23 protein-coding genes, 1 tRNA gene and 1 pseudogene are annotated in these 25313 nt (G+C 69.8%); 12 read left to right on the top strand and 13 right to left on the bottom strand.

Annotated features, from left to right (window positions below; genetic code table 11):
• Window positions 1–12 precede the first annotated feature (12 nt).
• The 8 genes from DCE93_RS00100 to DCE93_RS00135 form a co-directional block, all read right to left on the bottom strand.
• Window positions 13–1701, bottom strand: coding sequence for a protein kinase domain-containing protein (locus tag DCE93_RS00100; protein WP_108594098.1), 1689 nt, complete (start codon window positions 1699–1701; stop codon window positions 13–15).
• Window positions 1698–3152: a peptidoglycan D,D-transpeptidase FtsI family protein gene (locus DCE93_RS00105; RefSeq protein WP_108594099.1), complete on the bottom strand. Its 1455-nt coding sequence runs from the start codon at window positions 3150–3152 to the stop codon at window positions 1698–1700. Before DCE93_RS00105 ends, DCE93_RS00100 begins: the two co-directional genes overlap by 4 nt.
• Window positions 3149–4483 carry an FtsW/RodA/SpoVE family cell cycle protein gene (locus tag DCE93_RS00110; RefSeq protein ID WP_108594100.1) on the bottom strand — a complete coding sequence of 445 codons (1335 nt, stop codon included), beginning with the start codon at window positions 4481–4483 and terminating at the stop codon, window positions 3149–3151. The genes DCE93_RS00105 and DCE93_RS00110 overlap by 4 nt, the downstream gene beginning before the upstream one ends.
• A gap of 58 nt (window positions 4484–4541) precedes the next feature.
• On the bottom strand, window positions 4542–5774 hold the full coding sequence (locus DCE93_RS00115) for a PP2C family protein-serine/threonine phosphatase (protein WP_108594101.1): 1233 nt from the start codon (window positions 5772–5774) through the stop codon (window positions 4542–4544).
• 3 nt (window positions 5775–5777) lie between these two features.
• Entirely contained in the window at window positions 5778–6329 is a 552-nt protein-coding gene (locus tag DCE93_RS00120) for an FHA domain-containing protein FhaB/FipA (protein ID WP_108594102.1), read from the bottom strand.
• Window positions 6326–7069, bottom strand: coding sequence for an FhaA domain-containing protein (locus tag DCE93_RS00125; RefSeq protein ID WP_108594103.1), 744 nt, complete (start codon window positions 7067–7069; stop codon window positions 6326–6328). The genes DCE93_RS00120 and DCE93_RS00125 overlap by 4 nt, the downstream gene beginning before the upstream one ends.
• Before the next feature lie 78 nt (window positions 7070–7147).
• Window positions 7148–9658: a glycoside hydrolase family 65 protein gene (locus tag DCE93_RS00130; protein ID WP_108594104.1), complete on the bottom strand. Its 2511-nt coding sequence runs from the start codon at window positions 9656–9658 to the stop codon at window positions 7148–7150.
• Complete coding sequence (locus tag DCE93_RS00135; RefSeq protein ID WP_108596479.1) at window positions 9655–10395, bottom strand: HAD family hydrolase; 741 nt, start codon at window positions 10393–10395, stop codon at window positions 9655–9657. Before DCE93_RS00135 ends, DCE93_RS00130 begins: the two co-directional genes overlap by 4 nt.
• 327 nt (window positions 10396–10722) lie before the next feature.
• Between DCE93_RS00135 and DCE93_RS00140 the strand changes: the two genes are divergently transcribed.
• A tRNA-Leu gene (locus DCE93_RS00140) sits at window positions 10723–10809 on the top strand.
• A 359-nt stretch (window positions 10810–11168) separates the two neighbouring features.
• Here the strand turns inward: DCE93_RS00140 and DCE93_RS00145 are convergent.
• Window positions 11169–11867, bottom strand: coding sequence for a helix-turn-helix transcriptional regulator (locus DCE93_RS00145; RefSeq protein WP_108594105.1), 699 nt, complete (start codon window positions 11865–11867; stop codon window positions 11169–11171).
• Between the two features lie 73 nt (window positions 11868–11940).
• Between DCE93_RS00145 and DCE93_RS00150 the strand changes: the two genes are divergently transcribed.
• Window positions 11941–12672, top strand: a complete 732-nt coding sequence (locus tag DCE93_RS00150; RefSeq protein WP_108594106.1) for an alpha/beta fold hydrolase — start codon at window positions 11941–11943, stop codon at window positions 12670–12672.
• Between the two features lie 66 nt (window positions 12673–12738).
• Window positions 12739–12846, top strand: a pseudogene (locus tag DCE93_RS00155) (IS481 family transposase); the annotation flags it as partial.
• Between the two features lie 140 nt (window positions 12847–12986).
• Here the strand turns inward: DCE93_RS00155 and hxlA are convergent.
• Both hxlA and hxlB read right to left on the bottom strand, forming a co-directional pair.
• Window positions 12987–13610, bottom strand: coding sequence for a 3-hexulose-6-phosphate synthase (hxlA, locus tag DCE93_RS00160; RefSeq protein WP_108594107.1), 624 nt, complete (start codon window positions 13608–13610; stop codon window positions 12987–12989).
• A gap of 53 nt (window positions 13611–13663) precedes the next feature.
• Complete coding sequence (gene hxlB, locus DCE93_RS00165) at window positions 13664–14245, bottom strand: 6-phospho-3-hexuloisomerase (protein ID WP_108594108.1); 582 nt, start codon at window positions 14243–14245, stop codon at window positions 13664–13666.
• 103 nt (window positions 14246–14348) lie between these two features.
• Here hxlB and DCE93_RS00170 point away from each other — a divergent pair, with 103 nt between their 5' ends.
• Entirely contained in the window at window positions 14349–15188 is an 840-nt protein-coding gene (locus DCE93_RS00170; protein ID WP_108594109.1) for a helix-turn-helix transcriptional regulator, read from the top strand.
• A 26-nt stretch (window positions 15189–15214) separates the two neighbouring features.
• Here DCE93_RS00170 and DCE93_RS00175 read toward each other — a convergent pair whose 3' ends face one another.
• The gene (locus DCE93_RS00175) at window positions 15215–16069 is read right to left on the bottom strand and encodes an SDR family oxidoreductase (protein WP_108596480.1); all 855 of its coding nucleotides are present in this window, start codon (window positions 16067–16069) and stop codon (window positions 15215–15217) included.
• Window positions 16066–17148 carry an SDR family NAD(P)-dependent oxidoreductase gene (locus tag DCE93_RS00180; RefSeq protein WP_108594110.1) on the bottom strand — a complete coding sequence of 361 codons (1083 nt, stop codon included), beginning with the start codon at window positions 17146–17148 and terminating at the stop codon, window positions 16066–16068. Before DCE93_RS00180 ends, DCE93_RS00175 begins: the two co-directional genes overlap by 4 nt.
• An 88-nt stretch (window positions 17149–17236) precedes the next feature.
• Between DCE93_RS00180 and DCE93_RS00185 the strand changes: the two genes are divergently transcribed.
• The 8 genes from DCE93_RS00185 to DCE93_RS00220 all read left to right on the top strand — a co-directional run bounded on the left by DCE93_RS00185 (window position 17237) and on the right by DCE93_RS00220 (window position 25312).
• Complete coding sequence (locus DCE93_RS00185) at window positions 17237–17815, top strand: TetR/AcrR family transcriptional regulator (protein WP_244284196.1); 579 nt, start codon at window positions 17237–17239, stop codon at window positions 17813–17815.
• A gap of 129 nt (window positions 17816–17944) precedes the next feature.
• Window positions 17945–18862 (top strand): DNA-3-methyladenine glycosylase family protein, encoded by a 918-nt coding sequence (locus DCE93_RS00190; RefSeq protein ID WP_108594112.1) that lies wholly within the window; start codon window positions 17945–17947, stop codon window positions 18860–18862.
• A 145-nt stretch (window positions 18863–19007) separates the two neighbouring features.
• Window positions 19008–19487 carry a hypothetical protein gene (locus tag DCE93_RS00195; RefSeq protein ID WP_108594113.1) on the top strand — a complete coding sequence of 160 codons (480 nt, stop codon included), beginning with the start codon at window positions 19008–19010 and terminating at the stop codon, window positions 19485–19487.
• A 193-nt stretch (window positions 19488–19680) separates the two neighbouring features.
• The gene (locus DCE93_RS00200; RefSeq protein ID WP_108594114.1) at window positions 19681–20358 is read left to right on the top strand and encodes an NADPH-dependent F420 reductase; all 678 of its coding nucleotides are present in this window, start codon (window positions 19681–19683) and stop codon (window positions 20356–20358) included.
• A 297-nt stretch (window positions 20359–20655) separates the two neighbouring features.
• Window positions 20656–21657 (top strand): BMP family ABC transporter substrate-binding protein, encoded by a 1002-nt coding sequence (locus DCE93_RS00205; protein WP_168186142.1) that lies wholly within the window; start codon window positions 20656–20658, stop codon window positions 21655–21657.
• Window positions 21658–21663: 6 nt separating this feature from the next.
• A complete protein-coding gene (locus tag DCE93_RS00210; protein WP_108594116.1) occupies window positions 21664–23286 on the top strand; it encodes an ABC transporter ATP-binding protein in 1623 nt (540 codons plus the stop codon).
• The gene (locus DCE93_RS00215) at window positions 23283–24395 is read left to right on the top strand and encodes an ABC transporter permease (protein ID WP_108594117.1); all 1113 of its coding nucleotides are present in this window, start codon (window positions 23283–23285) and stop codon (window positions 24393–24395) included. Before DCE93_RS00210 ends, DCE93_RS00215 begins: the two co-directional genes overlap by 4 nt.
• The gene (locus DCE93_RS00220) at window positions 24392–25312 is read left to right on the top strand and encodes an ABC transporter permease (RefSeq protein WP_108594118.1); all 921 of its coding nucleotides are present in this window, start codon (window positions 24392–24394) and stop codon (window positions 25310–25312) included. Before DCE93_RS00215 ends, DCE93_RS00220 begins: the two co-directional genes overlap by 4 nt.
• Window position 25313 lies beyond the last annotated feature (1 nt).

Raw genomic sequence — 25313 nt, forward strand, 5'->3', positions numbered from 1 at the left:
GCGAACTGAACTCTAGTCGTTGGAGGCGACCGTCACGGTGAGAGAGGGCGATGCCGGCGAGCTGACCTGGCCGCAGAAGTACTGGAACGTGACCTGGAACTCCTGCTGGCCCGCCATGACCTGCGCCGAGGTCGTGCCGGCGCCGACCGGCGCGGGAGCCGTCGCGTCACCGGTCACCTGCACCGCGTAGCCCGACAGAGTCTGCCCGGCGGGGCACGACTGCGTCTGCCACGACACGTTCACGGGAACCTTCGCGTTGGGGTCGCTCGAGGGCGTGAACGGGTTCGGGGTCGCCGTGGGCGCCGTCGACGGAGCACTCGGAGCGACCGGGGCGGCGTAGTAGGTGATCGTCACTTCGGAGCCGATGCTCATGTTGCCGGTCGGGTTCACGTCGTAGACGCGGCCGGCCTCGTCGGCGGTTGCTGCGGGGTTGCCCTCGGCGGCGTTCACGACCATGCCGAGGCCCTGGAGCTTCGCGCGCGCCTCGTCGACCGTGAGGCCGAGGTAGTCTTCGCGGGTCACCTGTGCGGTCGTCGGGGCTGCCGGGGTCGACGGCGGTGCGCTCGACGGCGAGGCTGATGGCGTGCTCGGGGTCGACGGCGCCGTCGACGGAGCGTCATTGTCGCCGTTGCTCAGCGCGAGCGCGATGATCGTGCCGATGAGCACGATCGCGAGCAGCGCGATGAGCACGATGAGCGGCCACGTCCACGGGCTGCGCTTCTTCTTCTCTTCGACGGGCTCTTCGCCCTCGGGTGCGGCACCCGCGGCAGACGGCAGCACCGTCGTGGCCGCGGTGGCACCCGACTGCGGCATGAGCATCGTGGCGGCGGTCGCACCGGCGGCGCCGAGCACGGCGGGCACCGCGGCAGCGGCGGCCTGCACGTCGCCCCGGCGGAGCGCCGTGGCGGCGCGGGCGAGGTGCGCGGCGGACTGCGGACGATCGGCCGGGTTCTTCGCGATGCACGCGTAGACCAGGTTGCGCACCGGCTCGGAGACGGTGACCGGCAGGTCGGGCGGAGTCTCGTTGATCTGCGCCATGGCGATCGCCACCTGCGACTCGCCCGTGAAGGGGCGGCGGCCGGCGAGCGCCTCGTAGGCGACGATGCCGAGCGAGTAGATGTCGGTGGTCGGCGACGCGGGGTGACCCGACGCCTGCTCGGGCGAGAGGTACTGCACGGTGCCCATGACCTGACCGGTCGCGGTCAACGGCACCTGGTCGGCGATGCGGGCGATGCCGAAGTCGGTGATCTTCACCCGGCCGTCGGGCGTGATGAGCAGGTTGCCGGGCTTGATGTCGCGGTGCACGAGGCCCGCCGCGTGCGCGGCCTGGAGCGCCGCCGCGGTCTGCGCGACGATGTCGAGCACCTTGTCGGTGGAGAGCACGTGCTCGCGCTCGAGGATCGTGGACAGCGCCTCACCGGGCACGAGCTCCATGACGAGGTACGCGCTGCCGTCTTCTTCGCCGTAGTCGAAGACGTTGGCGATGCCCTCGTGGTTCACGAGTGCGGCGTGACGGGCCTCGGCGCGGAACCGCTCGAGGAAGCCCGGGTCGCCGAGGTACTCGTCTTTCAGAATCTTGATCGCGACCTGGCGACCGATGACGAGGTCGGTGGCCTGCCACACCTCGCCCATCCCGCCGATCGCGATGCGGGATTGCAGTTCGTAGCGCCCCCCGAAGGTGAGCCCTGCGCTCGGTCTCATTTGTTCAGCACCGCCTCTAGTACCTGCTTTGCGATGGGTGCGGCGATGAGATTGCCGTACCCCTCCTGACCAAGTCCCCCGCCATCCTCAACGAGCACTGTGATCGCATACTGAGGATTGTCGGCGGGGGCAAAACCGGTGAACCAGAGAGTGTAGGGGTCACTCTCGCCGTTCTCCGCTGTACCCGTTTTACCGGCCACGCTGACGCCGTCTATTCTTGCATTACTCGCGGCCCCGTTCTCGACGCCGTTGATCATCATCTGCACCATCGTGCTCGCCGTCGCCTCGCTGATCGCGCGGCCGAACTCGCGGGGTTCGAACTCCTGCAGCGGAGTGAAGTCGGGGGCCGTGATCTGTTCGATGAGGTTGGGGTCCATCACGATGCCGCCGTTCGCGATCGCGGCCGACACCATCGCCATCTGCATCGGCGTGGCACGCACCTCGTACTGGCCGAACGCCGACAGTCCGGTCTGCGCGTCGTCGAGCACGCGCGGATAGGTGCTGACCTCGGTGGCGGTCGGAATCTCGAACTCCGAGTTGAACCCGAACTTCTCGGCCTGCTCGCGGATCGCCGCGTCGCCCAGCTCGATGCCGAGCTCGGCGAAGGGGATGTTACACGAGAGTCGCAGGGCGGTCGCGAGGCTGACGGTGGCACCGCCGCCGCAGTTGCCGCCCTCGGTGTTGCGCACGACCGAATCGGTGCCGGGCAGCGTGAAGGTGGCGGGGTTCGGCAGCTGGCTGTCGGGCGTGTAGTTGCCCGATTCGAGCGCCGCCGCGGTGACGACGAGCTTGAACACCGAGCCGGGCGGGTTCATGTCTCCGCCGGTGGCCCGGTTGAAGAGCGGGTCTTTGGGGTCGGCGAGCAGTCCCTCGTAGGTGGCGGTGGCCTCGGCGCTGTCGTGCACGACGAGCGCGTTCGGGTCGAAGCTCGGCTTGGAGACCATCGCGAGGATGCGCCCCGTCGCCGGTTCGGTGACGATGACGGCGCCCGTCTGGTCGCCGAGCGCGTCCCATGCGGCCTGCTGCGCCACCCCGTCGATCGCCACCTCGACGGATGCGCCCATCGGGTCCTGCCCGGAGATCAGGCGATTGAGCGAGTCGAAGAACTGGCTCGACGACTGGCCGCTGAGGTAGTCGTTGACGGAGCGCTCGAGGCCGGTGGCCTCGCCGTTGACGGGGATGTACCCGGTGATCGGCACGTACAGCGCCCCGTTCGAGTAGACGCGCTGGAACCGGTAGTTGTCGTCGGAGGGCTGCGAGTAGGCGATCGGCTCGCCGTCGAGGAGGATCGGCCCGCGCTCGATCGAGTAGCTCTCGTAGAGGGTGCGCGAGTTGCGCGGGTCTGCTGCGAGAGCCTCGGCCTGCACGTACTGGATGATCGTCGACGAGACGAGCAGGGTGAGGAACATGATGAGCGCGACGATCGAGACGCGCTTGAGTTCGCGGTTCATCCGTCGATCACCAGCCTCGGGTGGTTGCGCACGGTATCGGACAGTCGCAGCAGCAGCGCGACGATGATCCAGTTCGCGACGAGCGAGGAACCACCCGCCGCGAGGAAGGGCGTCGTGAGGCCGGTCAGCGGGATGACCCGGGTGACGCCGCCGACGACGATGAAGACCTGCAGCGCGACGACGAACGCGAGGCCGACGCCGAGGAGCTTGCCGAAATCGTCTTGACCGGCGAACCCGATGCGGAACCCGCGTGCCACGAAGAGCAGGTACAGCGCGAGGATCGCGAAGATGCCGGCGAGGCCGAGCTCCTCGCCGAGGCTCGCGATGATGTAGTCGCTCTGCGGCACGGGCGTGATGTCGGGCCGCCCCTGACCGAGTCCGGTGCCGATGAGCCCGCCGTTGGCGAGCCCGAAGAGCCCTTGCACGAGTTGGTAGCTGCCGCCGAACTCCTGGTCGAAGCGCTCGGGGTTGAAGGGGTCGAGCCAGTTCGCGAAGCGGTTGCCGACGTAGTCGAGCGTCTGGCTCGCGATGATCGCGCCGCCGATGAAGAGGCTGAGCCCGAGCACCACCCACGACAGCCGGCTCGTCGCGACGTAGAGCATGACGAGGAAGAGGCCGAAGTACAGGAGCGCCGTTCCGAGGTCGCGCTGGAAGACGATGACGGCCATCGACAGGGCCCACACGATGAGGAGCGGACCGAGGTCGCGAGCGCGCGGGAACTGCATGCCGAGGAACTTCGTGCCGACCATCGACAACGAGTCGCGGTTGCGCACGAGGTAGCCGGCGAAGAAGACCGCCAGCGCGATCTTCGCGATCTCACCCGGCTGGAAGGTCGCGATGTCGCCGATGCCGATCCACACCTGGGCGCCGCCGCGGGCCTGGCCGAGGCCCGGCACGAGCGGCAGGATGAGCAGGATGATCGCGACGAGCCCCGCGAGGTAGGTGTAGCGGAAGAGCACGCGGTGGTTGCGGATGACGAGGATCGTCGCGATCGCGCAGATGATCGCGATCGCGCTCCACACGATCTGTCGCACGGCGGCGCTCTCCCAGCCCGTATCGCCCTCGGCGATGTCGATGCGGTAGATCATCGCGATGCCGAGGCCGTTGAGCACGGTGGCGATCGGCAGCAGGAACGGGTCGGCGTCGCGGGCGACGAAGCGCATCGAGATGTGCAGGCCGAACACGAGGGCCGAGAGCCCCGCGCCGAGCAGCACGAGCTGCGTATCGACGCGCCCGAGTGCGCCGAGCTGCACGAGCACGATCGCCGCCGCGTTGATGCCGCACGCCACGAGGAGCAGCCAGAATTCGAGGTTGCGCAGCTTCTGGGGCATCCGGATGCGCCGGATGCCCTCTGGGGGCGTCTCGGTGCGTGCCGCGGCCGGGCGTGCGTCACTCAACGGAGTCCTCCAACCGCTGCACGATGCGAGAGGCCTCTGAGAAGGAGCCCGCGCTGATGGTCTGCCCGACGCGCTGCTGGTCGTAGGTGCGCAGCTCGGCGACGTCGAGGTCGGTCTCGGTGTGCAGTTCGTGCAGCGAGATCGGCCCCAGGTCTTGCTGGATGCCCTGGAAGATCGCCACCCGGCCGTTGGACTCGCCGACGTAGTAGCGGGTCTGCGTCCACTGGTAGCCGAGGGCGAACGCCGCCACGATCGCGGCGATGAGCAGCACGATCCAGAAGCCCCACGTCCAATGGCGGCGACGGCGACGACGAGCATCCTCTTCGATGATCTCGTCGAAGTAGTCGGCCGAGTCGGGCTCGAAGTGCGTCTCTTGCACGGGATGCGGCCGGAACGTCGTGAGACGGATGCCGCGGGGCCGCGCCTGCTCGGAGGGCTGGCCGAAGGCGAGAGGGGCGGCAGCCGAGCCGACGACGAGCGGCGGTGTCGCCGGTGCCGGGGGCTCGCCGATGTCGAGCACGACCACGGTGACGTTGTCGGGCGCGCCGCCGTCGAGCGAGGCCTTCACGAGACGATCGGCGACCTGCTTCGCGCCCGCATCGGCCGACATGAGCTCGTGGATCTCGTCGAACGAGACGACGCCCGAGAGGCCGTCTGAGCAGAGCATCCACCGATCGCCGGAACGGGTGTCGAGCACCATCGCGTCGATCTCGGGGGAGACCTCGACATCGCCGAGCACCCGCATGAGCACCGAGCGTCGCGGGTGCACCATCGCCTCCTCGGCGGTGATGCGGCCCGCGTCGACGAGGCGCTGCACGAAGGTGTGGTCGGTGGAGATCTGGCTGAGCTCGCCCGAGCGCAGCAGGTAGATGCGGGAGTCGCCGATGTGCGAGATCACGACCCGGTCGCCGACGAGCAGCAGCGCGCTCACGGTCGTGCCCATGCCGGTGAGCTCGGAGTGGTCGGCGACGGTCGCGGCGAGCTGGCGGTTGGCGGCGATCAGGGCGCCCTCGAGGGATGCCCCGGCCTCTGCCGTGTTGCCGTAGTCGACGTCGGCCTCGGCGATGCGCCGGGTGGCGATCGCACTCGCGACGTCACCGCCGGCGTGGCCGCCCATGCCGTCGGCGACCATGAACAGCCGGCGCCCGGCGTATCCGGAGTCCTGGTTGTTCGAGCGGATCCGCCCGACGTGCGAGACCGCAGCGCTCGCCTTGACCGTGGCCATGGGCTACCGCCGCAGCTCGAACGTCGTCGCTCCGACTTTGACGGTGGCTCCGAGCGGAATCGGTGTGGGCACGGTCACTCGGGAGCCGTTGAGGAGGGTGCCGTTGGTCGAGTCGAGGTCTTGGATCATCCAGCGCCCGTTCCACTGCATGAGCCGGGCGTGGTGGGTCGAGGTGTAGTCGTCGCGGATGATGATCGCCGAATCGCTCGAGCGGCCGATCGTGATCTCGTCGTGGCCGAGCGGGAACTCCGCGCCGGCCTTCGCGCCGCTCGTGATGACGAGCCGCGTGGCATTGTCGCCCGAGGCGAGCTCGCCGTTGCCGCCGCCGGATGGTGCGGGCGCGTGCGCCACGGGGGCGGTGGCCGCCGCCGCTGCGGCCGGCGAACTCGGGAACGCCGCAGCCGCCACCGGCACGCTCGCCGCCGCCTCGGGCTGCAGCTTGCGCACCCGCTGGCCGAACAGGTCGCTGCGCAGCGCGTAGACGATCGAGAAGATGAACACCCAGAGCAGCAGCAGGAAGCCGAGCTGGAGCACGAGCAGGGTCAGTTCGCTCATTCGCCGGGCCCCCAGAACCCGCCCATGTCATGGCGCTCGGTGGCCGGATCGGCGCGCCGGCCGGCGTCGCCGCCCGAGGCCTGCGCGAGCACCCGGAAGACGATGCGGGAGCGGCCGATGGTGATGACCGAGTCGGGTTCGAGGATGGCGTCTTTCACGGGCGATCCGCCGAGCTGGGTGCCGTTCGTGGAGCCGAGGTCGCGCACGCGTGCGCGACTGCCGTCCCACTGCACCTCGGCGTGCCGACGTGAAGCCCCGGAGTCGTCGAGGGTGATGTCGGCCTCACTGCCGCGGCCGATCACCGTGCGACCCTTCATGATCGGGTAGCGCTTGCCGTTCACGTCGAGCACCGGGGTCCAGGCGACCTGGCCCTTGACGTTCTGCGAGTCGACCTGCACCATGCCCTCGGCGAGGCTCTGGTCGGGCTGCAGCGTGATCGTGATGCCGCCCGCGAACTGGAAGCGCTGGCTCGCGGCGTGCTTCTGCACGAGGTCGATGAGTTCGTCGATGAGTGCCGGGCCGAGGCCCGTCATGCGCGCGTAGTCGGCGGGCGCCATGCGCACGACGAAGCTGTTCGGCACGAGTACGCGATCGCGTGAGACGACTGCAGCCTTCGTGTCGATCTCCCGCTTCAGGGCGGAGGTGATCTCGACGGGTTGCAGCCCCGAGCGAAAAGTCTTCGCGAACGCGCCGTTGACCGCGCGCTCGAGACCCTTCTCGAAGTTGTCCAGTAGGCCCACAGGTCTCCCGCTCCAGAATATGCACCGACGCTCTCGTGACTGTGACATGGTAGCCCGAAGGGCTGGGAAGACTCGTGATCAGTCGATCTGGATCGCCGAGTCCGCTTCGTCGACATCGAGCGAGAGCGTCGGGATCGACGCCGTCAGCAGGGTACCGTCGGCGCGGCGCGAGCCCGTGACGTCGCGCATCGTCGGCGCGCCGTAGAGGCGCGGCCCCTGGCCCTCGAGCGGCACCGAGACATCCGTGCCGGTCGTCACGAGCACTTCGGCGCCCCGCACCCGCACGCGTGCCTCGACCCCGTCTTCGACCGAGAACGAGATCGAATCGGCTTCGAGCGTCACCCGCAGCCGCGTGCCGCGGAGGGTGATGCGGAACGTCAGCCGCTGCCACCCGTCGGGCAGTCGCGGATCGAAGCTGAAGACGCCGTTGTGGTCGCGGAAGCCGCCGAATCCCGAGACGAGCGCGCTCCACACGCCGCCCGTCGAGGCGACGTGCACGCCGTCGGACGCATTGTGGTGGAGGTCGGCGAGGTCGACGAAGAGCGCAGCACGGAAGTACCGCATCGCGAGCTCGTGGTAGCCGACCTCGGCGGCGATGATCGACTGCACGACCGCCGAGAGCGTCGAATCGCCGGTGGTCAGCGGGTCGTAGTACTCGAAGTTCGCCCGTTTCGCCTCGGTCGAGAACCGGTCGCCCTGCAGGTAGAGCGCGAGCACGACATCCGCCTGCTTGAGCACCTGGAAGCGGTAGATGACGAGCGGGTGGTAGTGCAGCAGGAGCGGGCGGCGGTCTTCGGGGGTGTTCTCGAGGTCCCACAGCTCCTTCTGCAGGAACGCGCTGTCTTGCGGGTGGATGCCGAGCTGCTCGTCGAACGGGATGTGCATGTGCGCGGCCGCGCGGCGCCAGCCCGCGACCTCGGCGGGCGTCACCCCGAGCCGCTCGACGAGCCGGTGGTACGCCACCGGATCGAGCACCTGCAGGTTGTCGACGGCGGATGCCGCGGAGGCGAGGTTCGCCCGGGCCATCACGTTCGTGTACAGGTTGTCGTTGACGACGGTCGTGTACTCGTCGGGGCCGGTGACGCCGTGGATGTGGAACACGTCGTCGGCGTTCGAGCGCCAGAAGCCCAGGTCTTCCCACATGCGGGCCGTCTCGACGAGGATGTCGATCGCACCCCGGCCGAGGAAGTCCTGGTCGCCGGTGGCCGTGACGTACTGGCAGAGCGCATACGCGATGTCGGCGTCGATGTGGTACTGCGCCGTGCCCGCCGCGTAGTACGCGCTCGACTCCTGCCCGTTGATCGTGCGCCACGGGAACAGTGCCCCGAGCTGGTTCAGCTCGAGCGCCCGGGCGCGGGCGGCAGGAAGCATCCGCTGCCGGAATCGGATCACGTTTCTCGCGACGATCGGGGCCGTGTAGCTGAGGAACGGGAGGACGTAGACCTCGCTGTCCCAGAAGTAGTGGCCGCCGTAGCCGGAGCCCGAGACGCCCTTCGCGGCGACGCCGTCGCCGTCGGTGCGCGCGGTCGCCTGCGCGAGCTGGAAGAGGTTCCACCGGGTCGCCTGCTGGATCGCGGCCTGGCCGGCGATCTCGACGTCGGAGCGGGCCCAGAAGTCGTCGAGCCAGGAACGCTGCTGTGCGAACAGCCCCGCGACCCCCTGCTCTGCGGCGCGGTCGAGCGTGCGATCGGCGCGGTCGACGAGTTCGCGCGTCGGCACCGTGCGCGCCGTGTGGTAGCTGACGGTCTTCGTCACCCGGATCGGCCGGCCCCGCTTGGCCTGCACCCGGTAGGTGTGCTTCGCGAGGTCGTCGCCGATCGAGCTCGACTCGCTGAACTGGTTCTCGGTCGCGATCTGGTGCTCGGCATTCACGGCGATCGTCATGCCCGAGTTCGTGGTCTGGTAGCCGAGCACGTATCGGCCGTTCTCGGCGCGCTTCACCCGCGGTTGCAGCACCCGCTCGTTGAACATCTCGGCCTTGCGCGGGTCGAACGCGCCCACCGGTTCGAGCACGCCCGAGCGGTACTCGTCTCGCCCGTCTTGACGGTTCAGGATCTGGCTCGAGATCGTCACCGCGGCATCCGCGTCGAGCATCTCGACCTCGTAGTCGAGCACGGCGAGGTGCCGGTCGGTGAAGCTCACCATGCGCCGGCTCGTGATGAGCACGCGCTTGCCCGACGGCGTGCGCCACACGATGGAGCGGCTGAGCGCGCCCAGTCGGAAATCGAGGCGGCGCTCGTACGAGAGGATCTCGGCGACCGTGAGCACGAGCGGCTCGTCGTCGACGTAGAGGCGGATGACCTTCGCATCGGGCGCATTCACGATCGTCTGCCCGACCCGGGCGAAGCCGAACGCCTCTTCGGCGTGCCGGATCGGCCAGGTCTCGTGGAAGCCGTTCACGAACGTGCCGTGCATGTGGCCGTCGCGGCCCTCTTCGACGTTGCCGCGGAGACCCAGGTAGCCGTTGCCGACGGCGAACAGCGTCTCGGTGCGGCCCATGTCGGACTCGTTGAACTCGGTCTCGACGAGCGCCCACTCGTCGATGGGGAACCGGGTGCGGTTCAGCGGGTCGTGGTCGGCGAACCTCATGCACGTTCCTCTCGCGGGGTGTCGTCGGGTGTCGGTCGCAGCAGCGGGATCAGTTCATCGAGCTCGTCGACCACGATGTCGGCGCCGAGTGCTTCGAGCACCTCGCGGCCGACGCCCCGATCGACGCCGATGACGACCCCGAACTCGCCGGCTGCGCCGGCCTTCACGCCCGACTCGGCGTCTTCGACGACCGCGCACGCCGTGGTCGGCAGCCCGAGCAGCTCGGCGGCGCGCTCGAAGGTATCGGGGGCGGGCTTGCCCGGGATGCCGTCTCGCGCGGCGACCGCGCCGTCGACGACGACCCCGAAGCGATCGGCGAGCCCCGCGGCCGCCAGCACCGAGGGGGCGTTCTTCGAGCTCGAGACGACCGCCACGCGGCATCCGCTCGCCTGCACCGCGTCGAGGAACGCGACGCTCGCCGGATACGCCGCAACGCCCTCGTCGGCGAGGGTCTCGTTGAAGGCCTCGTTCTTGCGGTTGCCGAGCCCGTGCACGGTGTCGGCCGTCGGGGGGTCGGTCACCTCGCCCTCGGGCACGTGGATGCCCCGGCTCTCGAGCAGGCTGCGCACGCCGTCGTAGCGGGGCTTGCCGTCGATGTACGAGAAGTAGTCGCCCTCTTCATACGGCGCGGCGCCGTGCTGCGCGAGATACGGAGTGAACAGACGCGCCCAGGCGTGCATGTGCACGGTGGCGGTGGGCGTCAGCACGCCGTCGAGGTCGAAAAGGTAGCCGCGGATGCCGCTGAGCGTCGCCGCCGCGGATGCAGTGCGCGTGGCCGCGCCGCGGTCGTGGTTGCCGGGGGTCGGAGTGGACTCGCTGAGCGAGGTCACGGACGGTCCTTTCGTCGCATCGGTCGGGGCACACAACCCGCTGAACGATGGTATTCCTGCGCGGCGGCGCAGCGCGAGATGCGGGCCAGACTCGGAGGAATCGTGGAGGCGCGAGTCAGGGTTCGGGCGGCTCGTGCTGCGCGTCGCTGACGGGGCATCCGGTGGCCGAATGGCTTTGCCGGGCGCGAGATGTTAGTCTCGCGTGGTTGGACGCACCACGGTGCGACCACACGTGCGCGAGTGGCGGAATTGGCAGACGCGCTGGCTTCAGGTGCCAGTACTCGCAAGGGTGTGGGGGTTCAAGTCCCCCCTCGCGCACCACCACCACGGGGAATTAGCGAAGTTCCCGTGAACAGTTAGCGATATCGAGTCGGCCCGGGCCTCAAATGAGGATTCGGGCCGTTTTCATAAACGCACGCTGAGCCGGTGGCGGGCCGGCGGCAAAAGGGCGACGCATCGGTATGGTTCACGTGTGGACTCCCCGGTAACGGTGCGCCCCGCTCGACCCGAGGACGCCGCCGCCATGGCGCGGGCGCACGTCCGTATTCTCAATATCAGATATGTCTCGAAACGACCGATCAACCGAGGGATGTTCTGATGGCTGACACCAAGGAGCGGGAGCGCCCTCGTCGGCGAAAGGGTGATCTAGTTGTACTGACCGGAGCGGTTGATTGAGTGGCTCACTCGCCACGACCGTGTACCGGTCTGGCGTTCGCGGGGGGTTCTCCGACCTCGTGGATGGTATGGCCGCTGCAGGCCGCCTTAGTTACGGTGGCCTGCTCGATGCGCGACACGGCAAACCATCGCATTGCGTCGCGCATTCGGCACCATCCAATTAAGTACCACTGGCCGTTCGTGGAGCCGAACAGCACGGGCTCGACGTCACGAGTGGTCGTGGTCCCGTCTCTCGATGTGTAGCGAATACGGATTACTCGCTGCTCGGCCATCGCCTCCTCCAGTGCCGACTTAATCGCGCGCGAGGACGAGGGAAGCGCGTTGACCCATACACGGCGGGCCAGCTCGTCAGCTCTTGCTCGGGTTCTGGGATCGAGGACGTCCAGGATCTTCTGGACACCGGCTGCCGCCAGATCAGCGTAGGGGGCATCAGACGCTGCGGACACAGCCGCCATGAGCGCCACAGCCTGCGCCGGAGACAGGCTGACGGGTGGCAGGGACGCGCCGAGAGCCAATCCGTAGCCACCGCCCGGACCCGGGCGCGACCATAGAGGCGCACCGCTGTTCTCCAGCGCATCGAGGTCTCTTTTGATTGTGCGCACGGACACCTCGAACTCTCTCGCCAACCGTTCGGCGGAGACCCCCCGCACGCCGCTGCGGCGCAACATCTCTGATAGAGCATGGAGCCGTTCTGCTCGCTTCACTGCTCAGACCCAGGCAAATTCATGACATAAATAGTGACACACCATTGTCCGTAGGGCCTGCGAGATTTGTGACATGGCAACCACTACGAGCAGCCCGACCATCATTCTCATCGCCGGCCACTGGCTGGGCGCTTGGGCCTGGGATGAGGTTCTTGAACACTTGAAAAGCGACCACCCTCGTGCCATCGCGATGACACTGCCCGGTCTCGACGCGCACGATCCTGAGCGTGCGACGAGAACCCTCGACGCCCAGGCTGAAGCAATCCTGGGCGTCATTACTCAGCACGGTGGTCAGCCTGCAATTCTCGTCGCCCACAGTGGGGCCAACGCTCCCGTCAGCCTCGTCATGGACCGATACCCTGAGCTTGTCCACCGGGTAGTGTGGGTCGACTCCGGCCCTGTAGCGACGGGAAGTGTCTTCGCCCCAGACCTCCCGGAGGAGTTGGAGGAGCTTCCGCTGCCGCCCTTCGACGTCCTTGCACAGCAGGCGAGCCTCGAAGGCCTGAGCGCAGAGGTCCTCGAGCAGTTTCGGGCCCGAGCCGTCCCCGAGCCCGGCCCCGTGCTTCGTCAGCCCATCGAGCTCACCAACGACGCCCGCCGCAAGGTCCGGACGTCCTTGGTCTGTTGCTCAATCCCTAGTGCGCAGGTGCTAGAGCTGGCCCAAACCGGTCATCCCATGTTCACCGAAGTCGCGCAGCTTGAACACCTCGACGTCGTTGACCTCCCGACGGGCCATTGGCCTATGTGGAGCAGTCCCCGCGACCTCGCCAAGGCCATTCAGTCAGAGGCTTCTCGAAACAACTGAACTGCACGCACAACCTGAAGGGGTCAGCCGAATCCGGCTGGCCCCTTTCCGTCTCCGAGGGAATTCATGACCCACCCTAACGCTGCTCTCACACCGCGCCACCGGCTAAAGGTCGCCCACCTCGTCGTCGATGACGGTTGGCCGATCAGCGAAGTTGCCGCCCGATTCCAGGTTGACCCACTTCTGGAGCACAAAGCGAACCTCGGCGTGTGCGGGGCGAGGAGGCCACCTTCGAGGGATGTCGACACCGGGAACGCAGCGTGCCCGCCGACCGGGTGGTCGACGGGCACGTGGAGTTCGCGGCGGTCGGGTGATCAGACGATCGCGGCGCGGAGCGCTGCTGCTGCGGCGCCCACGTCGGGTGCGCCGTAGATCGCGCCGCCGGCCACGGCAATCTGGGCGCCAGACTCCTGAACGGCGGCGATGGTGGCGGCGTTGATGCCGCCCGCGACCGAGAAGGGCACGCCCGCGGTCGCGCCGTCGCGAAGGAGGGTGTCGAGCGTGAAGCCGTCTTCGGCCTGTTCGTCGAGACCCGCGTGCATCTCGACGAACTCGACGCCGAGTGCGACGACCTCCTTGGCGCGCTTGGGCTTGTCGGCGACGCCGATGAGGTCGACGACCACGCCCTTGCCGTGCTTCTGCGCGGCCTTCACGGCGCCGACGATGGTGCTGTCGCCCGCCGAGCCGAGCACGGTCACGAGGTCGGCGCCCGCGGCGAAGGCGATCTCGGCCTCGAGCTCGCCGGCGTCCATGGTCTTGAGGTCGGCGAAGACGATCTTGTCGGGGTGCGCGGCCTTCACCGCGGTGATGGCCGAGAGGCCCGCGCTCTTGATGAGCGGGGTGCCGAGCTCGAGGATGTCCACGTGCGGCGCGGCCGCCGCGGCGAGTTCGAGCGCCGCCTCGGTGGTGAGCGTGTCCATGGCGAACTGCAGTTTCATCGTGTGCCTTTCATCGTGTGGGTGGGAGGGTGGAACACAGGTGGAGGCGAGCGTCACTCGAGGTTCGCGTGACGGGGCCAGAGTTCTTCGGCGCTCGCGCCGGAACGTTTCCAGAGCGCATGGAAGACGGCGTCGCCGAGCAGCACGACCATCTGTTCGAAGAGGCTGCCGGCGTACTGCCCCGAGGCGGCGCCGGTGCGGTCGAGCTTGGCGGCGGCCGGCACGACGACGGTGACGGATGCCAGTTCGGCCAGTGGGGAAGTCGGCGCGGTCGTGATCGCGGCGATGCCCGCTCCGACCGAGTGCGCGGTCTGCGCGGCCCTGACGATGTTGCCGGTCGTGCCGGAGCCGCTCGCCGTGAGCAGCAGGTCACCGGCGCGGATCGCCGGTGCGGTGACCTCGCCGACGACGTGCACCTCGAGGCCGAGGTGCATCAGCCGCATGGCGGTCATGCGCAACGCGAGTCCTGAACGGCCGGCGGCGAGCACGAAGATGCGCGGTGCATCGTCGATCGCGTCGGCCAACGCCGAGAGCGCCGCGGCGTCGTCGCCGGCGATGCGATCGATGAGGGTCGAGAGTTCACGGCCGATGTTCGTCAGGGCGGAACCGACTCCATCGTCGTCCAGTGCGTTCATGCCTCAATGGTGGATCTCCCGAATCGCGGAGCAGCCCACCCGAACATTCAGTTCTTCCTACTCCAAAGAATGGGATTGCGGACCGGCGGGTAGCGTGTCGGGCATGAGCGCCAGTACCCACTCGCCCGCGGAGCTGTCGACGCCCGCCTCACGCCGCACCGTCAGTGAGCACGCCCGCACCGTCGCGGAACAGGCCGATCGCCATGCCGTCACGCTCGAATCGCTGCTCGCGATCCTCCGCTCCCCGCGCCTCGACGACCGCATCGCCCGGAACATGGCGATCGACGTTGCCGCGAACGCGCTCGTCGGCTTGCGAATGGCCACGGATCAGCAGCGCAGCGGCTTGCTCGAGCCGGTCGTCGGTGCCTTCGCCCGGCTGCGCAACGACCTTCGGCCCCTCGTGCGATTCGGCGATCTCGACGTGCAGTTCGTGGAGCCGCCCGCCACGGGCCGGGCGCTGCCCGGCGACGTCGCCCACGCGGCGCGTGCCATCGTGCGCAATGCGGTGCTCGCCTTCGTCGATGCCGGCGAGACGCGTCGCGTGCGAATCCAGTGGGACTGCGACGGGCTCAACCTCCTGATCGGCATCAGGGACGACGGGCTCGGCCAGCTCTCGGCCCATGACGATTCGCTTCGCCCGATCGTCGAGCGCGTCGCGGTGCTCGACGGTTCGCTGAGCGTCGCGTCGACGCCCGGCTGGGGCTCCTCGCTCAACATCCGGATCCCGCTCGACCCGCCGGTCGAACCCGAGCCGATCGTGTCGGCGGCGGAACTCTCGATCCGCGAGCGGGAGGTGCTGCGCCTGGTCGCGAGCGGTGCCCGGAATCACGACATCGCACGAGAGCTCGGCATCAGCCTCAACACGGTGAAGTTCCACGTGTCGAACCTGCTGAAGAAGGCCGGTGCCCGGTCGCGCGCGGAGCTGGGCGCGCTGACGCGCTGACGTGATCGGCCCCTCTGGGTCTCGTGCTACTGCCCGCCGCGCAGGTCGAGCCGGCCCGTGCTGACCGCGGCGACCACGCCGCCGTCGACCAGCAGGTCGGTGCCCGTGATGAAGCTCGCATCGGGGCCGAGCAGGAACGCCGCGGCATCCGCGATGTCGTAGGGAGTGCCGACCCGGCCGGTGCCGGAGGCGGCGATCATGGCGCGCATCTGGCCGCCCGACTCGCCGGCGAGCTCCTGCTGGCCCATCGGCGTGGAGATCACGCCGGGGCTGATGCTGTTGACGCGCGCGCCACGAGCACCCCATGCCGAGCTCGCCGCTCGCACCCGCAGGTGGTTGGCGTGCTTGGCGAACGGGTAGGCCGCGGCGGCCTCGGTGATCGAGGCGAACACCGGCAACGACAGGAGCTCGTCGCTCGGCGTCGTCGCGAGGGCGTGCGCGACCTCGGGCGGCAGCGGCGGCATGAAGTGGCCGGCCATGCTCGCGATGACGAGGCCGGCGCCGCCAGGGGCGATCACCCGCTCGAACTCGTCGAGCACGAGCGCCGTGCCCAGCAGGTCGACGGCGAGGATCGCATCGCGCGGCGCCTGCACGGGGGAGAGCCCCGCCGTGTGCACCACCTGGGTCACCCGGCCGAGTGCCGCCGCGGCGTCGGCGAGCTCGGCGACCGAGGCGCGCGATGAGACGTCGACCGTGCGGGTGACGACCTCGAAGCCGTCGCCGCGCAGCGCGCCGCCGACGCGCTCGAGCGCCTGCTCGCTGAAGTCGGCGAGCACGACGGTGCGACCCGTCGCCTGGCGCCGGGCGATCGCCTCGCCCATGCCGCCGACGCCGATGACGACGAGCACCTTGCGCACGCCGCCCTCCGCTCCGGCCGTCATGCCGCGGACCATCCGCCGTCGCTCGCGAGCACGACGCCGTTGATGTTCACGCCGTCGTCGCTCAGGAGGAAGGTGATGGATGCCGCGAGCGCCTCGGCCTCGGCGGCATCCGGCAGGATCGCCATGGCCTGGCGCACCCGCTGGGCGCCGAGCGGGGAGGCGAAGGTGGCCTCGATGTTCGTGATGGTCGCGCCGGGGGCGACCGCGTTGACGCGGAGGCCGCTCGGGCCGTACATGAACGCCGTCGACTTCGTGAGGCCGACCACCGCGTGCTTCGAGGCCGTGTAGGCCACGCCCGCTGCCGAACCGCGGAGCGCGGCCTCGGAGGCGGTGTTCACGATCGAGCCGGTGCCGCGTGCGAGCATCACGGGCACGACGGCGCGCATGAGCTTCATCGTGCCGTCGACGTTGACCGAGAAGACGCGCTTCCACACGGCGTCGGTGAGCTCGCCGATCGGCGTCATGTCGTCCATGATGCCTGCGATGTTCGCGAGGCCGTCGATGCGGTCGCCCGCAGCCGCGACGATCTCGGCGACCTTGGCGTCGTCGGTGATGTCGGCCACGAGGGTCACGACGTCGGCGCCGTCGTGCTCGGACACGAAGTCGTCGAGGCGCTCCTGCGAGACGTCGACGGCGATGACCCGGCCGCCCTCGCGGGCGATGCGCGATGCCGTCGCGCGGCCGATGCCCGAGCCTGCACCCGTGACGATGACGGTCTTGCCGGCGAATCGGCCCTGGTCGAGGCGTTCGACCCACTCGGGGCGCTCGACCACGGGGGCATCGTCGACGGCGTCGGCCGACTCGGTCGTCGGCTCGGGGGCCTTGGCTGCGACATCCGCTGCGCCACCGGGAACGTCGCCGGCCGCCGCGCGCGCGACGAGCTCGTCGACCATCTCCTGGCTGAACTGACCCTTGCTGAGCTTGACCAGTCGCTTGATCGCGAGGCGCTGCACGGGGCGCAGCACCTCGGGGCTCTGGCCGGACTGCGCCAGCAGGTCGCGAATGATCGGGCCGCCGACGGGGTGCTCGAGCCAGGTCTTGATCGAGTCGTCGCCCGAGAGGGGCTTTGGGGTGCTCATGCCAGTGCTTCCTTCTGTTCGTCGTGCCGCGCTCGTGGTGCAGCGAATCACACACCGGACATCGTTGTCCGGTAGTAAGGTTACACCCGTGCGAGAGCGTGGGGAGGGGTCGTCGGAGACGCGGAAGGCCAACCGCGGCCCCAGCGCCGGCCCCGAGAATCGGCGCGCGATCATCGCCGCCGCGCGCGAGGTGTTCGCCGTCGACGGGCTTCAGGCGCCGTTCAACGCGATCGCCAAGAAGGCCGGCGTCGGGCAGGGCAGCCTCTACCGGCACTTCCCCGATCGACTGGCGCTCGCCGTCGCCGTCTTCGACGAGAACATCGACGAGCTCGAGACATCCGTCGAGCCCGAGACGGCGACGCTCGACGACCTGCTCGACGCGATCATCGAGCAGGCGGTCGTCTCCACCGCGCTCATCGACCTGATCTGGCGCAACCAGCACGACGAGCGCGTGACGCACCTCGGCGAACGACTCTCGCGCGTCGCCGGCACCGTGCTCGACCGCGAACGCAGCGCCGGTCGCATCGGCGGGCACATCGCCGTCGAAGACGTGCTGCTCGCCGTGACGATGCTCGCCGACGTGGTCGCTCGCACCGACCCGGCCGATCGCGCGCGCGTCGCGCAGCGCGCGTGGTCGCTCTTCCACGCGGCGTTCGCGCCGCGCTGATCCGTTCCGGCCGAAGTGCCAGCGCCGGCCGTCCTGGCCGCGCCGGTCGTCCTGCACGCGCCGATCCTCCTGCCCGTGCCGGCCGGACCTTCCGCCCGCGCTGTCAGGCGCGTGAGGCACACTGGAGCCGTGCTCGCCGACCACGCCCTCAGCTGGCGGCCGCGGCATCCGACCGATCTGCGGCAGACGATCGGGGTGCTGCGCCGCGGCGGCGGCGACCCGTCGTTCCACCTCGACTCGAGCGGCGCGGTGTGGCGCGCGACCCGCACCCCCGACGGGGACGCGACGCTGCGACTGACCCAGCCGGAGGCCGACGAGCTGCGCTGCGAGGCCTGGGGGCCTGGTGCCGCGGCGGCGGTCGCGCAGGCGCCCGAACTGCTCGGCGCGGGCGACGATCCGACCGGGTTCGTGCCTGGGTTGCGGCTGCTCGACGACGCGCATCGCGGAAACCCCGGACTCCGCATCCCGCGCACCGCGCAGGTCTTCGAGGCGCTGGCGGCTGCGATCCTCGAGCAGAAGGTCATCACGCTGCAGGCGCACGACTCGTGGCGCCGGCTGCTGACCCGGTTCGGCAGCCCGGCGCCGGGCCCGACTCCGCGGCCGATGCGCGTCGCGCCGTCGCCCGAGGCGTGGCGGTCGATCCCGAGCTGGGAGTGGCACCGGGCCGGCGTCGACCCCAAGCGGGCCCGCACCCTGCAGAACGCCGCACGGTACGCACCGAAGCTCGAGGCGGTCGTCGAGATGAGCCCAGAGGATGCCGCGGCTCGCCTCACCCTCATGCCCGGCATCGGCCCGTGGACCGTCGCCGAGGTGGCCCAGCGCGCGCTCGGCGATGCCGACGCCCTCTCGGTGGGCGACTACCACCTCTCGAACTACGTCGGCCACGCCCTCGCGGGGCGCGACATGACCGACGACGAGATGCTCGAGACGCTCGAGCCCTGGCGCGGCCACCGGCACCGCGTGGTGCGGTTGCTCGGCGCTGCCGGCGTGCGCGGCCGACCGCGACGCGGGCCGCGCATGACGTTCGTCGACCACCGGGCGATCTGACGCATCGCTGCTCGCGCCGCGCGCTTCGCCGGCCCTTCGGCTCGCACGGAATCTCCCCGCGACTCATAGGACAGGCATAGGCTCACCCAATAGCTTGCCCTGAGGTCGATCCTGGCCCATCCCGACAGCGAAGGACGTCATCACCGTGAACACAACCGCCAACTCCAAGGTCAACGTGCCGCTGATCCTGCTCTGGGTCGCGGCGGTGGCCCTGATCGGCGGGGGCTTCTGGCTCCTGACCTCCTCGAATGCCAACCAGATCGATCTCTACTCGACCGGTTCGCAAGACGTCGCCGCCCTCCTCAGTGCGCAGACGGCCACGACGATCGCCGGCCTGCTGCTCGCCGTCGGCGCACTCGCCGTGGTCATCGCCCTCGCCGTGCACGCCCTCGCACACGTGAGCGCCCGTGCCGCTGCGACGACGGCGACGGATGCCGCGGCGTTCGCCGCCGAGGAGAACGCCGTGTTCGACGAGGCCTACGCCGGCGACGACGCGACCGTCGCGCCGATCGTGCCCGCGCCCGCCGCCGCCGTGCCGGCTAAGCCCGCCGCGTCCGCTGAGCCCGCCGCGCCGGCTGAGCCCGCCGCGCCGGCTGAGCCCGCAACTGAGACCGACCCCAAGTAACCCCTACGGGCCTTCACCAGCGCGAACGCGTCACTTCGCGACGTTTCCACGTCGATGCGCGCCGAATTCGGCGGGAAGTGACGCGTTCGCGCTGTCCGGGGCCTGTGCGGGCGTCAAGCTGCACGTCCGTGCAGATCGGCAACGCGAGCGGCCTGTCGCGGAATCGATCCGCCGCGGCCGCGTTGCATCGACCATGACAAACATCGCACCCACAGACATCGGAATCATCGGCGCCGGCCACATCGGCGGCACGCTCGCACGAGGGCTCGTGGCACTCGGCCACCGGGTGACCATCGCCAACTCGCGCGGCCCCGAGACGCTCGCCGAGCTCGTCGCCGAACTCGGCCCGAACGCGAAGGCCGGCACGCCGACCGAGGCGGCCGAAGCCGGGGAGTTCGTCATCGTGACGGTGCCCTTGAAGGCGTACCGGGACATCCCGGCCGAGCCGCTCGCCGGCAAGATCGTGATCGACACGAACAACTACTACTGGGAACGCGACGGCCACGTGGCCGAGCTCGACGCCGGAGAGGCCACGGTGTCGGGGCTGCTGCAGGCGCACCTGCCCCAGTCGAAGGTCGCGAAGGGCTTCAACCACATCACCTCGACGTCGATCCTCACCGACGGCACGCCGGCCGGTACGCCCGAGCGCCGGGCCCTCGCCACGGCGAGCGACTTCGAGGAGGCGGCGGCGCTCGTGACCGCACTCTACGACGACCTCGGGTACGACACGGTCGTCATCGGCCCGCTCGAGGAGAGCTGGCGCGCCGAGCGCGACCAGCCCGCCTACGTGTCGTCGCAGAACCGCGACGAGCTCGTCGCGAACCTCGCGCGAGCGGAGCGCGCCGGAGCGGAGCGCGTCACCGCGGAGTAGGCGCCACAGCACATCGAGAGCCGGTCGGGCGGATCATCGCCCGGCCGGCTCTCGTCGTGCCCGGGCAGGCCGTTCATCGGTGCGAAAAGGCTTTGCATCGATTCAATTGTTTCGGGCGTGGAACGAATGACGATTGGCTCTAGACGGGGCCGAGAATTGGTCCTACTCTTGCAAAAACGTTTTTGGGAACCTTCTCACGACGTTCCGCAACGCCGCGGGGCATCACGCGGCCTACCCCCAGGAGTGACCATGCGAGCTCGCCGTTCCACAGCTATCGCCGCAGCCGCGGTATCCATCATGTTCCTCGCCGCGTGTTCGGGAGCAGGGGGAGGTGGTGAGGAGACGGCCGCAGCCGACGCGCAACGCGTGCTGCTCGTCTCGAACCAGCCGCTCGACCCCGGCACCTCGGGCGGCGAGATCGTCGCCGACGGCCTCGACGTCTGCGCGGAGGAGGGCTGGGAGACCCAGTCGATCGTCGTGGCCGACGTCAACCAGTACGAGTCGACGCTGCGCACCGCGGCGCGCGACGGGTACGACCTCATCGCGACGACCTTCCCGCCGATGAGCGACGCCACCGTCGCCGTCGCCGACGAGAGCGCCGACACCGACTTCGTCGCGATCTACCAGTTCACGAACATCGAGTCCGACGACGTGCACCCCAACATCGCCAGCAGCAGCTTCTCGTACGAGCAGACCGGCTACCTCTGGGGCGTCGCCGCGGCGACCCTCAGCGAGTCCGGCCTCGTCGGCGTCGTGAACGGCATGGCGGAGCCCGGCAGCAACACGGTCATCAACGGCGCCATCCAGGGCGCTGCGAGCGTGCGGCCCGACCTCGAGTTCACGGTGACCTACACGAACTCGTACACCGACCCGGCCAAGGGCAGCGAGAACGCGGCGGCCCTGCTCAACGAGGGTGCCGACGTGCTGTTCGCGATGGCCGACCAGTCGAACATCGGTGTGATCGACACCGCGAAGGACGCGAGCACGATCGTGATCGGCGACACGGCGCAGCGCATCGAGAGCTACCCCGAGGGCATCGTCGCGACCCAGCCGCTGACCTTCGGCGAGCCGCTCGCCGACGCCTGCCGCGGTGACTTCGCCGGTGGCGAGCACACCGTGTACGAGTTGAGCACCAAGGGCGCGCAGCAGATCCTCGACGAGGTCGCGGCCTGGGCCGAGGCATCCGGTTCGCCGAAGGGCGCCGACGTGGTCGAGGCCGTCAACGCGGCCTGGGCGGCGATCGAGTCCGGCGACGTCGTCGTCGAAGCCGACCCCGCCGAACCCGGCACCGGGAACTGATCCGACGTGACGAACACCCGAACCCGACCCGAGACCATGCGCGACACGATGGCGGTGGAACTGAGCGGCGTCACCAAGCGGTATGGCGAGCTCACCGCCCTCGACGATGTCTCGCTCGTCGTGCGACCCGGCACGGTGCACGGACTGATCGGTGAGAACGGCGCAGGCAAGTCGACGCTCTCGAAGATCATGTTCGGCATGGTGGCGCCGGATCGCGGGTCGGTGAGGGTGCTCGGCACCGACACCACGTCCACCTCGGCGGCTCGCGCCGCCGGGGTGGGCATGGTGCACCAGCACTTCGCGCAGGCTCCGTCGATGAGCGTGCTCGAGAACCTGGCGCTCGCGGCGCGCGCGAGCGACGAACGGAGGATCCTGAGCCTTCGCGAGGTCGGCCGACGGGCACAGGATGTCGCGGGCCGCCTCGGCTTCGACCTCGACCTCCGAGCGCGCGTCGAGAAGCTCTCGGTCGGCGCCCGCCAGCGCATCGAGATCGTGAAGGCCCTGCAGCACGGTGCCCGCGTGCTGCTCCTCGACGAGCCGACCGCGGTGCTCGCCCCCGCCGAGATCGCCGAGCTCGTCGAGCTCATGCGCGGACTCGCCGAGACCGGCACCGCCGTCGTGTTCGTCTCCCACAAGCTCGAGGAGGTGCGAGCCGCCTGCGACGAGGTGACCGTGCTGCGGCGCGGCCGCGTCGCCGCGCGCCTCGACGGCGCCGGGCTCAGCGCCCGAGCGCTCGCCCGGGCGATGACGGGCGACGACCCCGTGCGTGCGCCCAAGGCTGCAGTCGACCCGGGGCCGGCGGCTCTCCTCGTGCGCGAGCTGCACGCGCGGGACGACCGCGGCCGCCCCGCGGTGACCGGCGCGGGACTCTCGATTCACGAGGGCGAGATCGTCGGCATCGCCGGCATCGACGGCAACGGGCAGGAGGAGTTCGTCGAGGCGATCGCAGGTCTCCGCGGCGTCGAATCCGGAGGCATCGAGCTTCACGGAACTTCCCTCGCCGGGCGCAAGCCGCGCGAGATCCGCGGTCTGGGGGTCGCGCACATCGCTTCGGATCGACTCGAGACGGGCGTCGCGCCGACGCTCAGCATCCAGGACAACGTCGTCGCGGCCCGCTACTGCGACCCCGAGCACGCGCGATTCGGGTTCACCCGCCCCCGCCCAGCTCGCGAGGCCGTCGAGCAGGCGATCGCCGACTACGACATCCGCGGCGCGTCGCCGGCACTGCCGATCGGTGCACTCTCGGGCGGCAACATGCAGAAGGTCGTCGTCGCTCGAGAGCTCGCCAACTCGCCCGCGGTGCTGCTCGCGGCGCATCCGACCCGCGGCGTCGACCTCAAGGCCATCGAGCGCATCCACGCCGCGATCCTCGGAGCGAGGGCGCGGGGCTGCGCCATCATGCTCCTGTCGACCGAGCTCGACGAACTGCTCGCCCTCTCCGACCGGATCGTCGTGTTCTCGCGGGGCCGCATCGTCGCCGAGCTCGATCCGGCGAAGACCGACCCGGCCGAGATCGGCGTCTACATGACCGGTGCCACGCCGACCGCCGTGACGCCGGCTATCCCACCCACCCCACCGGCCGCACCAGACGCCGGTCACCTCACCGAGCGAACGGCAGTGCCATCGTGAACACCAGGATCCTCCGCTCAGTCGCACTTCGCCTGGTCGGGCTCGCAGCCGGGCTCGCGGCATCCACCCTCGTCATGCTCGTGACCGGCAACGACGTCGGCGGATTCATCGACGCGATCGGTGCCGGCTTCGGCTCGAACCTCGACTCGACCCTGCGCTGGTTCGCCCCGCTGCTGCTCGCCGGCGTCGCCGGAGTGATCGCGTTCCGCGACGGCGCCTTCAACCTCGGCCTCGACGGCCAGATCTACCTCGGCGCCGCGGCGAGCAGCGTCGTCGCACTCGGGGTCGGCCGTGATCTCGACCCCTTCCTCGGCGTCAGCCTCGCGATCGTCGCGGCGATTGCCGCGGGAGCGGCCGTCGCCGGGGTGTGCGCACTGCTCCGCCTGCTCTTCGGCACCCCCGAGGTCATCACGACCCTCGTCATGAACCCGCTCTGCGCGATCGTCGTGACCCTGCTCGTGACCGGTCCGCTCGCGCCGGGCGGCGCCGCGGGCAACACCGAGTCGAGCGAGGTCATCCCCGAGCAGCTGTGGCTGCCGTCACTCTCGCCGCACTCGCTCGCCACGGCGGCCGTCTCGATCGCGCTCGCCGTCGTCGCCATCGTCGCCGTGTACTACCGCTTCACGATCTGGGGCTTCGAGTCCCGGCTCTTCGGTGCGGCCCCGACGTTCTCGTTCTACGCCGGGGTTCCGAACGTGCGGGTCTTCCTCCGCGCGATGCTCGTGAGCGGCGGCATCGCGGGTCTCGTGGGCGCGACCGAGGTGCTCGGCGTGCAGCACCGCCTGGCGAAGGGCTTCAACCCGGGCCTCGGGTTCGACGGCATCGCGGTCGCCCTCGTGGGCGACCTCTCCGTCGTCGCGCTCGTCGGTGTCGCGTTCCTCTTCGCCTTGCTCCGACAGGCCGGGGAGGTCTCGCAGATCACCCTCGGCATCCCCTCGGAGCTCGTCGACGTCATGATCGCGCTCATCATCCTGACGACGAGCGCGCACGTCGTGATCCGCTGGACGGCGCGTCGACGCTTCGCGCCCCCGCCCCCGCCTCAGCCGTCAGCCGGCGACGCACCACCCGCGGACCGCCACGAGAAGACATCGGAGCCGGCACAGCCATGACCATCGACGCACAGTTCTTCGGCTCGGTGCTCACCACCATGACGCCGCTCGTGCTCGCCGCCCTCGGCGCGCTGCTCTGCTTCCGTTCCGGGTTCTTCAACATCGCCATCGAGGGCCAGATGCTGGTCGCCGCGTTCGCCGCGGCGGCCACCGCCGTCGCCACCGGCAACGTCATGCTCGCGGTGCTGGCCGGCGTCGCGGCATCCATCGCGCTCGTCGGGGTGGTCGCGCTCGCCACGTACTGGGCCGGCGTCGACGCGATCGTCGCAGGCATCGCGGCGAACCTGCTGGCCGCCGGTCTCACCGCGCTGCTGACCCGCGAGATGACGGGCGGAAGCAGCTCGATCGTGGTGACCGACGGCCGGCTTCCCCGGGTCGAGACCGGCTGGGTCGCCGGCTGGGGCGTGTTCGGCGACCTCTTCCGCGGGCAGACGCCCCTCGTGCTCGTCGCCTTCCTCGCGATCCCCGCCACCTGGTGGTTCCTGACGCGCACCCGCACGGGCCTCGGCATCCGGGCGCTCGGCGAGAGCGAGCTCGCGGTGCGCTCCTCGGGCCTCTCGGTGCTCCGGGTTCGCGTGATGACCACGCTGCTCTGCGGGGCGTTGAGCGGCCTCGCCGGGGTCCAGCTCTCACTGGGGCCCGCGACGAGCTTCTCGGTCGGCATGACCAACGGCCGCGGGTTCACCGCGATCATCGCCGCGATGATCGGCACGACGGTGCTCGCCGCCGTGCTCGGCTGCGCCCTCTTCGGCATCGTCGAGGCGCTCGGGCTGCGCATCCAACTCGGCGACACCGGTCTTCCCCAAGTCGTCGTGCAGGCGATCCCGTACCTGCTCGCGCTCGTGGTGCTCTCGGCGGCCTCCGCCGTGCAGCAGCGCAGGGTCGACCCGGTGCGACGACGCGTCCTGCGGCACTGAG

This window comes from Agromyces badenianii (assembly GCF_003070885.1).
GTDB lineage: Bacteria > Actinomycetota > Actinomycetes > Actinomycetales > Microbacteriaceae > Agromyces > Agromyces badenianii.